This window comes from Marinobacterium arenosum (assembly GCF_019795155.1).
Classification (GTDB): Bacteria; Pseudomonadota; Gammaproteobacteria; order Pseudomonadales; family Balneatricaceae; genus Marinobacterium_C; species Marinobacterium_C arenosum.
The window spans coordinates 164,026-177,056 of record NZ_JAILYN010000002.1 but is presented as its reverse complement, the minus strand read 5'-3'; the positions used below and the strand labels follow the sequence as shown (position 1 = coordinate 177,056).

Here is a 13,031-nt window from a genome sequence, read left to right as displayed (position 1 = left end):
CCCGAAAACGCCGCATTTGCGGCGTTTTTCATTTTTACCCCCGGTAATTTCTTCGCAGCAGCGGGCTCTGACCGCGACAAGGTGGCCGTAGTCCGTGGATGTCGCCCTCGGAGCGGGCTGCTACGGCAGGGCCTGTAGGGCGCCACCCGGGGTGCCACCGTCACCGGCGGTTGAAAACGCCTGTCGGCGTTCGGCCGGCCAGACCTACCCGGCCAGACCTACCCGGCCAGACCTACCCGGCCAGACCTACCCGGCCGGGCCTACCCGGCTAGGTCCGGCCCTACATTGGCATGGTGAAGAACCAGCAGGAGCGCCAGCCACAAGGGCTATAAAAGGCTGTTGTGGCCTGGTATCTACGGATCATCAGGAAACCTGCCCTCCCCAATAGTAGCGGGACACTCCGAATCAACCGGCACCGTGCCGGGCTATCCGGTTCGACCGGCTGCGTGCCGCTTGCGGCTTCCTCATGTAGCAGCGGGCTCAGACCGCGACAAGTTTGCCGTAGTCCGTGGATGTCGCCCTCGGAGCGGGCTGCTACGGCAGGAGCCAGTAGGGCGTCCCCGGGGCGCCACCGCCACCGGCGGTTGAAAACGCCTGGCGGCGTTTGGCCGGCCGGACCTACCCGGCCGGACCTACATTCTGTAGCAGTTCGCTCCGCGAGCGACTCTTGCCGCCGAAACAACCCGATTGGCTGAACCGGGACTGACACGTCTATCTTGTAGTCTATGTGTCGCACGGTGATCACCGGGATGCGGCGCGGTCTGTTCAAGCGGTCGATTGTGAAAGGAGTATGCATTATGGCCAAAACCATTAAGTTGCTGGCAGTGGAGCACCATCCGGAAGTGGATGTGGACCTGGGGCCGTTGTCGGCATTGGTGGGCACCTGGATCGGCAGTGGCCTGGACTTGGCGCCGACGCCCGACGGTACCCTGGAAACACCTTACCGGGAGGAGCTGACGTTCAGTGCGATTCCCTCGGTGCAGAACGGGCCGCAGAAGGTTTACGGTCTGCAGTACTGGAGCCGGCTCAGTCGGGAAGACGACCTGAGCCCGCTCTATCAGGAAACCGGCTACTGGTTGTGGATGCCCTTGCAGCAGCTGGTGGTGCGCCAGTTCGTGGTACCGAACGGTGTGGCGGTGATGGCCGGCGGCGAAGTGGCAGCCGATGCCAAGCGGATCGAGGTGACCGCCGAGAAGGGCTCCACCACCTTCGGTATCCTGCACTCGCCGTTTCTCGAAGACGAAGTGCCGATGGTTCGATTTTCCTCGCTCTTGGACCTCAGCGGTAACGTGCTGCGCTACGAGGAGCTCAGCGTGCTCGATTACCGTGACCAGATCTACGAGCATGTCGACCGGGCCCGGCTGATCCGTGCCAGTTGATGCCGATTGCCGAATGGCGGCGGCTTTCGGTATGGTGGCAGGGCATGTTGATCGATACAGGACCCTGCCGTGCCCCAGTCCGCCGATAGTTCCACCGCCACACTACCCGATATCCTCGCCGGCCCCATCGTCCGCCGCCTGAGCCAGCAGCAACTGGCGCTCTGGCTGGTCGGTTCGCGGCCGTTGACGATCCGTGCCGAGCTGTACCGGCCCGGCGACGCGGAACCGTTCCAGAGTACGCCGCTGGAGCCGGCCAATACCGAGCTGATCGCGGTCGGCGAGCGGGCTTATATCCACCTGATCCGGCTGCCGTTCGACCAGCCATTGGATGCAGGTTGTCTGTTCGAGTACGACCTGCGGCTCGACACCGCCGAGGGGGAGCGGGGGCTGGCCGATCTGCAGCCCTGGCTGCTCTACGATGGCCAGCAGCGGCCCAGCCTGATGCTGAAAAGCCGGCTCGATCGGCTGTTGCACGGCTCCTGCCGCAAACCCCACTATCCGGGCGAGGACGCACTGCTGCAGGCGGACCGCCAACTGGCCCTGGCGCAGGCCGGCGAGGAGACGCGGCCGGCACTGCTGATGATGTCGGGCGACCAGATCTACGCCGACGATGTCGCCGGGCCGATGTTGGTGGCAATCCACCGGACCATCGAGCTGCTGGGGCTTTGGCCGGAGCAGCTGGACGGTGCGCTGGTAGCGGATAGCGCAGCATTGCAGGCCAGCGAGCACTGCTACTACCGGCGCGAAGAGCTGCTGCCCCACGACAAGGCCAGCGCCACGCTGGAGGACCGCTTCTTCGCAGGGGTGCGCAAGCCGATCTTCACCAGCGACTCCGCCCATAACCATCTGATCACCCTGGCCGAGGTGATCGCCATGTACCTGCTGGTCTGGTCGCCGGTGCTCTGGCAACGGATCGATACGGCGCTGGAGCGGGTGCCGGACGACAACCGCCAGCGCTTCCTGAACGAGCAGCGGGAGATCAAGCGCTTCGCCGAGGGGCTGCCGCAGGTGCAGCGGTTAATGGCGCAGCTGCCGGTCTACATGATCTTTGACGACCACGATATCACCGACGACTGGAACCTGACCCGCGGCTGGGAGGAGACCGCCTACAACCATCCATTCTCGCGCCGAATCATCGGCAATGCGCTGATAGGCTATTGGCTGTGCCAGGGCTGGGGCAACGATCCGGAGCGGTTCGACGCCACCTTTATCAGCCAGCTGCAGCGCTATTTCCAGCGGCCGGAGAAAGCGCCGCAGGACCAGCTGATCGATGTTCTGCTGGAATTCGATGGCTGGGGCTACAGCGTGCCGAGCCAACCGAAGATGGTGGTGCTGGATACCCGTACCCGCCGTTGGTGGTCGGAGAGCAGCGCCGCCAAGCCGTCCGGCCTGATGGACTGGGAGGCGCTGTCGGAACTGCAACAGGAACTGATCGGCGAGCCGGCGGTGCTGCTGGTGTCGCCGGCGCCGATCTTCGGCGTCAAGCTGATCGAGACGGTGCAGCGGATGTTTACCTACTTCGGCCATGCGCTGCTGGTGGACGCCGAAAACTGGATGGCACATCCCGGCTCCGCCAACGTGATCCTGAATATCTTCAGCCACCCGAAAACGCCACAGCATTTCGTAATCCTGTCCGGCGACGTGCATTACTCCTTTGCCTACGACATCCGCCTGCGCCGGCGCAAGAACAGCCCGGCAATCTGGCAGATCACCTGCAGTGGCCTGAAGAACGAGTTTCCCCGTCGGTTGTTGCGTTGGTTCGACCGCATCAATAGCGCACTTTATAGCAGTCGCTCGCCATTGAACTGGTTTACCAAGCGGCGCCAGATGCGCATCAAGGCGCGCCGGCCGGTTGGCAATGGCGAGGCGCGATTGCTCAACGGCAACGGCATAGGTCTGTTGCAGCTGGATCGGCAGGGGCGGCCGGTCGAGGTGTCGGTACTGCAGGCGGATGGTCGGCAGACCGAGTTCGTCAGTCGCCAGCGTGCTGAAACAAAGGAAACCGAGCTGGCTTAGCCTGCTGTAAAGCAACCCTTTTTCAGAAAAATTGGGCCATTGGGTGAAAGTATCGGCTAGTTCGAGAGTGTAATAATACTCCTGCCAATAGCGGCTGCTGCAGTGCGGAAAACAGGCGTATAATCGTCCCGCTGCAGCGGCTCGTGACCACCAGACCATCCAAGTGGGCCGGGTGCTTGCCATGATCATGGCGAGGCATCCCTGCGGATGGACCGGTGCCGGCTGCACACCCCCCAATAACAAAAAAATGGTTAGCGAACATTATGCACACACTGCTGCTGTGCCTGATCGCGTTGGCGTTTCTGCTGATCGTGATCGAGGATATCGTGCACGTAAACAAGGCCAAGACCAGCCTGTTCCTCGGTACGTTGGTCTGGATTCTGGCGTTCATCTTTCCCGAGCAGGGCGTCGATGCGGCGGCTATTCAGCACAGCCTGAATGAGAACCTGCTCGACATCGCCACACTCTGGTTGTTCCTGATGGCGGCAATGACTTTCGTCGCCTATCTGAACCAGCAGGGCCTGATCACCCAGGTGGTTTACCGGCTGTTGCCGGGCCAGCTGAGTCAGCGTCGTTTGATGGTGCTGATGGCGTTGCTGGCGCTGTTGTTCAGTTCGCTGGCGGACAACATCACCGCCTCGCTGATCATGCTGTCGTTGCTGTCATCGCTGCAGCTGTCCGATAAACAGCTATTGAAGTTTGCCGCGCTGCTGGTGTTCGCAGTCAACTCCGGCGGTGTTGCGCTGATCACCGGTGACGTCACCACGCTGATGATCTTCCTGGCCGGTAAGGTAGGCATCACCGATCTGTTCCTGTTGATCCCTGCGGCATTGGCGGGGGTGTTCGTGCTGTTGGCCTGCCTGGTTCGCGGTAGCAGTGGCGAGCTGGAACTGCCCAAGTTCCGCCGACCGATCTCCGGCAGCGATAAGCTGCTGGCGCTGCTGTTCGTATTGACCATCGGCAATACGCTGCTGCTCAGTGTTTATTTCCGGGTACCGCCGGTCCTGACCTTCCTGTTTGGCCTGTCGGTGATGTTCCTCAGCTACCAGTTTCTGCACCGCAAGAAGGCGGAGCGTAAGAACATCCTGGAATTCATCCGCGAGATCGAGTTCGACACCCTGCTGTTCTTCCTCGGCGTGTTGCTGCTGGTGGGGATGCTGAAGGAGCTGCGGGTGCTGGATTCGCTGCCGCTGCTCTATCATGAGCTGCCGGTTTGGGCGGCCAACTACCTGGTCGGCCTGCTGTCGGCGATGGTCGACAACGTGCCGCTGACCGCGGCGATCCTGAAATCCGGCGTTGAGATGAGCAAGGCGGACTGGCTCTGCCTGACCTACGCTACCGGCGTCGGCGGCTCGTTGTTGATCGTCGGTTCGGCGGCCGGGGTGATCGCGATGAGCAAAATCGCCCAGCTCAGCTTCATCAGCTATATGCGCTTCCTGCACCTGCTGCTGCTGGCCTACAGCGTCGGCTACGCCGGTGTCTGGTTGATCGGTAACACGTTGGTTTGATCTGATTGCCCGAAATGCCGCTCAGCCAGGCTGAGCGGCTTCGGCCTCAACCGGCGTCGAAAACCACCGTGCGGGTGCCGTTCAGGAATACCCGCCGCTCGACGTGGTAGCGTACCGCCCGGGCCAGGGTGCCGCACTCGATATCCTGGCCCTTGGAGGCCAGGTCCTCCGGATAGTGGGCGTGATCGACCACTTCGACCCCCTGGGCGATGATCGGCCCTTCGTCCAGATCGTTGTTGACGTAGTGGGCGGTGGCGCCGACCAGTTTGACCCCTTTCTGATAGGCCTGGTGGTAGGGGCGGGCGCCCTTGAAGCCGGGCAGCAGCGAGTGGTGGATGTTGATCGCCCAGCCGGTCAGACGGTCGCACATCTGTGGCGACAGCACCTGCATGTAGCGCGCCAGCACCACCAGTTCGGCACCGCAATCCTGGATCAGCTGCCATACCTTCGCTTCCTGTTCGGCCTTGCTTTCCGGCGTGATCGGCAGGTGGTGGTAGGGGATCTTGTGCCACTCGGCCAGCGGCCTCAGGTCCGGGTGGTTGGAGATGATCGCCGGAATCTCGATCTGCAACTGGCCGGTACGGTAGCGGTACAGCAGATCGTTCAGGCAGTGGTCGAACTTCGACACCATGATCAGCACTTTCGGCCGGTGGCTGGCGGTGGTCAGCTCCCATTCCATCTCGAATTTGCCGGCCCGCTCCGCAAACCGGGCCCGGAAGTCGGCTTCGTCCAGTGGCTCGGAGGGGCGAAACTCGGCGCGGATAAAGAACCGGTTGCTGAGCCGGTCGTCGAATGAGTGTAGATCGGTAATGTAATGGCCACCGTGAAACAGCATGTCGGTTACCGCATCGACGGTGCCCAGCCGGCTGGGGCATTGGGCGGTCAGGATCCAGCAGTCGTTATTCATAAAACCCCCTGTGCTGTCTGCGTAGCGCTACTGTGCCGCTTGTCTTCCATGGTTACGTGAAGGGCAGGGCTCCATAACCGCCACGCTCTACCAGGCGTAAATGGGTATAACCTGAACCAAACGGCATTATGGCAGTAGGCCGCTTTTCTCAGTGTAGGTGCTGGGTGGGAGGGCGGAACAGGCTTAGGAACCTGCGAACAAGTCCCTTGGGCCTCTGGCTTTCGGAGCGGTCAGAGATCAATACCCACACGCAAGGGCATAAAGGCAACGATTACAGGCGTACTGGTTGTCCCCGGCGCACCGGCCGGACGTAAATCGTTAACGCAGAGCTCTGATCGCCCGGGTGCCGAACCACCGAAAGCCCCGGAGGGCGGGCTCTATAACGGCCATCTGCTTTGTCAGGCAGCTTGGAAAGGACGCGTCATTCCGCTTCGCTACCTTTCGCGCATCTGGCCGTTCTAGAGCCCGCAGAGAACATAAGGGACTCATTCGCAGGTTCCTTAGCTTATAGAGCGGGCGAGGCCGGTTTGGCCTAGCCGACCGCGTCTCAGCCGACCACGTCTAGCCGACCGCATCTAGCCGACCGCATCCAAAACCCGGCGGCGGAAGCTGGCGCCACGCTGTTCCGTCAGACGTCGGCAGGCGTCGATATCGACCCCATCCAATCCGTCGATGGCGCTGACGTGGACTTCCGGAATCAGCTCTGCCGCCCGGGCGATGAAGGCCAGCACGGCGGTATGGCTGCCCGGCAGGCTTGGCTGGCAGTGGCGGACATAGGTGGCTTCATCCTGGGCATTCAGCGAGATCGACAGCGCATCGATACAGCCGGCCAGCTCCGGCACGATATCCCGCTTGTGCACCAGGCTGCCCAGCCCGTCGGTATTGATGCGGGTGCGACCGCCAGCCGCTTTGATCGCCTGGGCGATCTGCAGCAGCGCCTGCAGGCGCAGGGTCGGTTCGCCGTAGCCGCAGAAAACGATCTCGTCGAAACGGGTCGGATCGCCGATCAGTGCGAGAATCTGCGCCACCTCCGGTCGTTGGTTAAGGTACAGCTCATGCCCCTTCACCTCGGTGCAACCGTTGTGCTTGGGGCAGAACTGGCAGGCCAGGGTGCAGCGGTCGGTCAGGTTTACGTACAGCCGGTTGTCGATCTGGTAGACCAGCGAATCCGGCTGGCCGTTGGCGATGCGACGGCTCGGGTTGGGGCGACTGGCTTGGATCGGAGTGGGAGCGGACATCGAGGCGCCTTGCGGACTGATTACCAAAGCGCCGACTCTAGCAGGCCCCGTTGTACGGAGGTTTGACCACCGTCAACGGGGTTTCATTCGGCCACCGGGACGCCGGCTTGTCTGAACGGCTTAGCGCGCCTGCTGACTGATCTCGGCGGCCAGTTGGCCGGCCAGTTGCCGCAACAGGGCCCGCAGCTGGATGACCAGCGCCGGATAGCCGCGCTCTGTCAGCGGCTGGCTCAGTCGGAAGCGCTGGCTGCTGAGCACCCGGTTGTCGGTTGGGTCTTCCAGCCGCCAGTTACCGGCCAGTACCGCCTCGCCGTTGGCGGTACCGTGAAACTGGTCCACCCGCAATCGCAGCCGATAATCCCAGCCGTCCAGGGTGCCGTCGCGGCTGTTGTCGATCCGGAACACCGGTAGTTGCTCGCCGAGATCGATCTGCAGCGCCCGGCCGATCGCCTGGCTGGGTGGCTCAGCCCAGCGGTGTTGCCGGGCCAGGTGTAGCTGATGCGAAGCGGTCAGCAGCGCCAACCCTTCATTGTCGATATAGTCGGCTACGCCGACCGGCGCGATGCCGATCACCGCCAGGGTTTGCTCGGCGAGCAGTCGCGGGCCGGCGTGGTCAGCGTCGTTGAGTGTGTAGTAGTGGGTCGGCGGTGTTGCGGTGGCGGCGCAACCGCCCAGCAGTAGCAGCAGGCAGAGGCTTGCTAGGGTTTTCATGATTCGCCTCCTGGCATCGGGTCCTGCTGCGGGGCGCGATCGAAGATCAACGCGCTGGGCCGGTCGTTCAGGGTATCCAGCACCGGCTGCAGCTTGTTCAGGGTGGCGCGCAGCTCGCGGGCGGCGCCGCCCAGTTCATCGTACAGCGGACTGTCCGGCGATAGCGAGCGGGCACTCTGACGGATCTGTTGCAGGGTGGCGCTCAGCTCCGCTGGCAGCTGGCGGGTCGGCTGGCTCTGTAGCAGGGTGTCGACCCCCTGGAGGGTCTGGTTGAGCTGCTGCAAAGCGCGCCGGGCTTCGGCCAGGCTGGCGTCGGCTTGGTTCAGCACCGGTTCCAGCGGCAGTTTTTCAAGTTTCTCCAGCAGGGCGAACACCTTGCTCTCCAGCCGTTGCAGGCCGCCGCTGATGGTGGGGATCACCGCATAGCCCTGGTGCACCTCGATGCTGGCCGGTTCGCTGTCCGGGTAGAGGTCGAGATCGACATAGAGTGCGCCGGTCAGCAGGTTGCCGGATTTCAGGCTGGCGCGCAGGCCGCGTTCGATCCAGCTGGCCACATACTGGTCCGACTGCTCGGTATCGAACAGCCCCATACGGCCCGGTTCGATGCGGATCAGCACCGGGATCTTGGCCTGCAGGCCGGTGACGTTGGAGGGCAGTAGCGCTTCCGCCACCCCGGATACCGTGCCAACCCGGATGCCGCGAAACTCGACCGGCGCGCCCGGCTTCAGGCCGCGGATCGACTGGTCGAACTGCAGCAGGTACTCGATGTAGTGGCTGTAGCTGCCCTCCAGCGCGGCTGCCTGGTTCGGATAAAGCCGGAACTGGTCGCCATCGCTGGCCGGTTCGCCGCGCGGCCAGCCCTCCGGTACTTCGAAGGCGATGCCGCCGGCCAACAGGGTATTGAGCGAGTCGGCGGCCAGTTTGATCCCCTCGGCCGAGGCGCTGATACTGACCCCGCTGGTGTTCCAGAACCGGCTGCCCTGGCTGACCAGGCGGTCAAACGGCGCGCGGATGAACAGCTCGTAATTCAACTGGCGCGCTTCGGCGTCGAACTCCAGGGTCTCGATCCGGCCGACCTCGTAGCCGCGATAGGTCACGCTGTCACCGATGTTGAGGGATTTGGCACTGTCGCTGACCAGCTTCAGTCGGATGCCCGGCGCGTCCGGCGGGGTGATCGGCGGTGTTTCCAGGCCGGTGAAGCGGCGGCGATCCTCTTTGCCGCTGCCGGGCCGCATCTCGATATAGGCGCCCGATACCAGGGTGCCCAGGCCGGAGATGCCGCCGCTGCCGATCCGCGGGCGAACCACCCAGAACTGGCTGCCGCCGCGTAGCAGCCGCCGTGCGTTGGGCGCCATCCGGGCCTTGACGATAACGCCGCGGTCGTTTTCTGCCAGCTCTAGCGTTTCCACCCGGCCGACGACCACGTTCAAGGTACGGATCTGGGTTTTACCCGCTTCGATGCCTTCGGCGCTCTCGAAGTGCAGGGTGATCATCGGTCCCTGGTTGGCCCAGTTCTGGTAAACCATCCAGACGCCGATCAGCGCCGCGACCAGCGGAATGATCCAGATGACCGACAGTGAGCGGGTGGGGCGGATCTCTGCATCAGGGGTTGTCATCGGTACTCCTGTCGGATGCTGTGCTGGTATGCGGGATAGGGTCGGGCGGCAGTCGGTCCCAGATTAGTCGCGGGTCGAAGCTGTTGGCCGCCAGCATGGTCAGGATCACCACCCCGGCGAAGGCCAGCGCCGCACTGCCTGGGTAGATGCTCATCAGCTCGCCCAGCTGGATCAGGCCGACCAGGATGGCGACTACGAACACATCGACCATCGACCAGCGGCCGATCAGTTCGGTCAGCCGGTACAGCACCGTGCGCTGGCGAGGCCACAACCGGTGGCCGCGCCAGACGCTGAACGACAGCCAGGCCAGCGCCAGGATCTTGCCGACCGGTACCACCACGCTGGCAATAAAGATTACCGCGGCGATCGGGTAGGAGCCCATCTGCCACAACAGTACCACCCCACCGATAATGGTGCTGACCGTCTCCTGGCCGAGCAGCGTGGTGCGCATGATCGGTTCGCTGTTGGCTGGAATATACAGCAGTATGGCGGTCAGCAGCAGCGCCCAGGTGCGTTGCAGGCTGTTGGGGATGCGCAGGTGCAGCCGACTGTGACAGCGCGGGCAGTGGTTCAGTGTCAACGGCGAAACCTTGCCGCAGGTATGGCAGGCCTGCAGTCCCTGTTCGGCGGCCGAGCCCTGGGAATATTGAGCTTCAGCCATGGTGCGCCTCGTCCAGTGCGTGCCAGAGCTGGTAACGGTCGATACCGGCAAATGCGGCGGTCAGTGACAGGCTGAACAGGATATAGGCCCAGAAAGACAGGCCAAGCACCACGTCGGCCTGGCTGCTCAGCTTCACCAGGCTCACCAGTACGCCGATCATGAACACCTCGACCATGCTCCAGGGTTGTACCGCGAACAGCAGGTGGGCGAAACGGAAGGTCCAGTCGCCGCTACGCCCGCGCCTGACCGCCAGCAGGACCGGCAGCAATAGCGCCAGCAGGGCGGTTGGGGCCAGCAGGATAAACAGCAGCAACAGCGCCGCCAGCAGCAGGTAATCCTGTTGGATCAGCTCCACTGCGCTATGCAGCAGGCTCATCTCCTGCATCCGCCCCTGAACCTTGAAGGCGAGAAACGGAAACATCAGCGCCAGGGTCAGGAACAGCAGCGCGCTGACCGCAAACGCCAGCGAGCGGTCGAGTGCGTGCCGTACCCGTCGGCTGATCGGGTGGCCGCAACGGGGGCATTGTGCCTTCTGGCCCGGTTGAAGCTCGGGCAGTCGCAGCAGGTAGTCGCAGCTGTGGCAGGCGGTGAGTTGGTCGCTGACAGGTTGATCCATATGGTCACCAGTTTAGCCGTTAAGCGGTGGGGGAAACATAGTGCGACGCTGCTGAATAACTGTCTCTGATAGGGCTTGCCTGAACGTATTGGCCATGGTGAACACTGACGCTGATCAATTTTCATTATTGTTTTGCGCCCCCGGCCTGCATGGCGGTGTTAGAATTCGGCAAATTAAAACGCAAGTGCGAATGATTCTAATGCTTAGTGAGGATTGGCGATGTCGGTGAGAATCTCTACGGTGGCGTTACTGATGGCGGCGCTGGCAGGGTGCAACAGCCCGGTGACTGAAAACCGTCACAGCGGTGATGCGCAGCGGCAGGCGCGCCAGGCGCTCGGCCAGCAGCTTTACTTTGACGTAAATCTGTCGCGTAACCGCAGCCAATCCTGCGCCACCTGCCACAATCCTCAGCAGGGCTTCGTCGACGATCGCGATAACGGCGTTGGCGGGGCGGTCTCGCTGGGTGATGACGGCCACTCGCTGGGTGATCGCACGGCGCCGACTGCCGCCTATGCAAGCTTCAGCCCGCCGTTCCATCGCAATGCTGACGGTGCCTGGGTTGGCGGTCAGTTCTGGGATGGCCGCGAGCCGGGTCTGGCAGGGCAGGCCGGCGGTCCGCCGACCAATCCGGTCGAGATGGGGCTGACCGACAAAGCGATGGCGGTGGCCCGGTTGCAGGAAAATCCGTCCTACGTGAAGCAGTTCAAAGAGCTTTACGGCGAGCAGATCTTCGCCAACGTGGAGCAAGCCTATAGGGCGATGGCGCAGAGCATCGCCGCGTTTGAAAAGACCGAGCTGTTCGCCCCGTTCGATTCAAAATACGACCGCTACCTGCGCGGCGAGTACAAGATGACCGAGCAGGAGGAGCTGGGCCGCACGCTGTTCTTCTCGCAGCAGTTCACCAACTGCAACCAGTGCCACCAGCTGAAAGCGACCCCGCGGGCACCGGGCGAGACCTTCAGCAACTACCAGTACCACAATATCGGCGTACCGGTGAACGCGGCGGTGCGGGCCAGGAACGGCGTGCCGCTGGACCAAGTGGACCATGGTCTGTTAAATAATCCGCAGGTGGATGATCCGACGCAGGACGGCAAGTTCAAGGTGCCGACCCTGCGCAACGTCGCGGTGACCGGGCCTTACATGCACAACGGGGTGTTCAAGGACCTGCGCACCGTGGTGCTGTTCTACGACAAGTACAACAGCCGCAGCGCCGAACGGCAGATCAACCCGGAGACCGGCCAGTCCTGGGGGCAGCCGGAAGTGCCGTACACCCTGTCGTTGAAGGAGCTGGAGGACGGTCCGGCACTGGATGACCGACGGGTCGACGCATTGGTGGCGTTCCTGAAAACACTGACCGACCGTCGCTACGAGCCGCTGCTGGAACAACAACAGGCTGCGAATTAACCTTCTCACTACCAGTCAGCCGCCCGGTTGGTTGTATGGCAGATTGTACGGCAATGGCTACGAGACTGACGCCTTGCGTTTGGTCTCGCTAGCTGCCTACAGCTACCTGCGGGTCTGCAATCGATCTCTCTCGACCAATTACAGACCTGTTATCTCATCTCTCGTGGCAGCTCGACATCCCAAGGTGCTTTGGGGTGGGTCTGACTTGCCCCCGGTACATAGCACCACTGGTACGCCTTTGTATGACGTTCGGATGCGGACTTACTGGGAAGTAGCGCGGGAACGGCTACGCTTGTTAGGACGCGATTGCATATGAACGGTCGCAGCTATTCAAGTGAGAGTGACAAGGAGATTCGGGATGAAAGTCAGAAAGCACTGGTTGGGCCTGGTGGCTGGGGTTGGGCTGACGGCATTCGGTGGGCTGGCGTCGGCGGCCCCGTTCGGTGACGAAGCCTCCGTGAAACTGGCCAACGATCTCTGGGCGTTGATGGTGGATAAGAACCTGGCCGGCGATAACGCCATTATCACCCGGCCCTACAAGGGCATGCCGCCGCACGGCATGATTCTGGAGTTGCTGGAGCTGCCGGTCACCCTGGATGGCGTGACGGGCGATCTGGTCGTCAAGCGCAATTATGGCGGTGACGGGTTGAGCATCGACGACGTAATCAACGATCCGAACAAGTATCTGCAAGCGGTTACCATCATGCTGAAACGCGAGTCCGGCTACGATGCGGAAAACCAGGACTGGTTCTACGTCAAGTACGGGCCGGATGGCAGCATCCTGACCAATCCGAAAGGCGCCAAACTGGCCGGCCGTGTGGCCAAGGGGATGCCGACCGGTTGCATCGCCTGTCATAAGGCGGCGCCTGGCGGTGACTTCGTGTTCAATCATGACCGCTACAAGTAGCGAGAGTGTGGCCGGTGGTTGAAATAAAAACGGAGCCGTTAGGGCTCCGTTTTCGTTTCTGAGAAATA

General features: G+C 62.5%; 11 protein-coding genes. 5 read left to right on the top strand and 6 right to left on the bottom strand.

The features are described from left to right. The first annotated feature begins 797 nt into the window (after positions 1 to 797). The 3 genes from K6T12_RS01795 (at position 798) to nhaD (ending at position 4,903) form a co-directional block, all read left to right on the top strand. Positions 798 to 1,379, top strand: a complete 582-nt coding sequence (locus K6T12_RS01795) for a heme-binding beta-barrel domain-containing protein (RefSeq protein ID WP_222218874.1) — start codon at positions 798 to 800, stop codon at positions 1,377 to 1,379. Between the two features lie 69 nt (positions 1,380 to 1,448). After that, a complete protein-coding gene (locus tag K6T12_RS01790; RefSeq protein WP_222218872.1) occupies positions 1,449 to 3,395 on the top strand; it encodes an alkaline phosphatase D family protein in 1,947 nt (648 codons plus the stop codon). Positions 3,396 to 3,658: 263 nt separating this feature from the next. Further along, the gene (nhaD, locus tag K6T12_RS01785; protein WP_222218870.1) at positions 3,659 to 4,903 is read left to right on the top strand and encodes a sodium:proton antiporter NhaD; all 1,245 of its coding nucleotides are present in this window, start codon (positions 3,659 to 3,661) and stop codon (positions 4,901 to 4,903) included. Positions 4,904 to 4,949: 46 nt separating this feature from the next. Here the strand turns inward: nhaD and purU are convergent, their stop codons facing one another. The 6 genes from purU to K6T12_RS01755 form a co-directional block, all read right to left on the bottom strand. After that, positions 4,950 to 5,810, bottom strand: a complete 861-nt coding sequence (gene purU / locus K6T12_RS01780; RefSeq protein ID WP_222218868.1) for a formyltetrahydrofolate deformylase — start codon at positions 5,808 to 5,810, stop codon at positions 4,950 to 4,952. Between the two features lie 575 nt (positions 5,811 to 6,385). Next, a complete protein-coding gene (locus K6T12_RS01775; protein WP_255611475.1) occupies positions 6,386 to 7,048 on the bottom strand; it encodes a TatD family nuclease-associated radical SAM protein in 663 nt (220 codons plus the stop codon). A gap of 120 nt (positions 7,049 to 7,168) precedes the next feature. Continuing rightward, entirely contained in the window at positions 7,169 to 7,759 is a 591-nt protein-coding gene (locus K6T12_RS01770) for a PqiC family protein (RefSeq protein ID WP_222218866.1), read from the bottom strand. Beyond that, positions 7,756 to 9,375, bottom strand: coding sequence for an intermembrane transport protein PqiB (pqiB, locus tag K6T12_RS01765; protein WP_222218864.1), 1,620 nt, complete (start codon positions 9,373 to 9,375; stop codon positions 7,756 to 7,758). Before pqiB ends, K6T12_RS01770 begins: the two co-directional genes overlap by 4 nt. Next, entirely contained in the window at positions 9,362 to 10,036 is a 675-nt protein-coding gene (locus tag K6T12_RS01760; protein WP_222218862.1) for a paraquat-inducible protein A, read from the bottom strand. The genes pqiB and K6T12_RS01760 overlap by 14 nt, the downstream gene beginning before the upstream one ends. Then, positions 10,029 to 10,652, bottom strand: a complete 624-nt coding sequence (locus tag K6T12_RS01755; protein ID WP_222218860.1) for a paraquat-inducible protein A — start codon at positions 10,650 to 10,652, stop codon at positions 10,029 to 10,031. The genes K6T12_RS01760 and K6T12_RS01755 overlap by 8 nt, the downstream gene beginning before the upstream one ends. Positions 10,653 to 10,871: 219 nt before the next feature. On the opposite strand from K6T12_RS01755, the gene K6T12_RS01750 reads away from it, so the two are divergent. Both K6T12_RS01750 and K6T12_RS01745 read left to right on the top strand, forming a co-directional pair. Then, positions 10,872 to 12,056 (top strand): cytochrome-c peroxidase, encoded by a 1,185-nt coding sequence (locus K6T12_RS01750; RefSeq protein ID WP_255611474.1) that lies wholly within the window; start codon positions 10,872 to 10,874, stop codon positions 12,054 to 12,056. Positions 12,057 to 12,414: 358 nt separating this feature from the next. Continuing rightward, positions 12,415 to 12,963: a hypothetical protein gene (locus tag K6T12_RS01745; protein ID WP_255611473.1), complete on the top strand. Its 549-nt coding sequence runs from the start codon at positions 12,415 to 12,417 to the stop codon at positions 12,961 to 12,963. Positions 12,964 to 13,031: the final 68 nt, after the last annotated feature.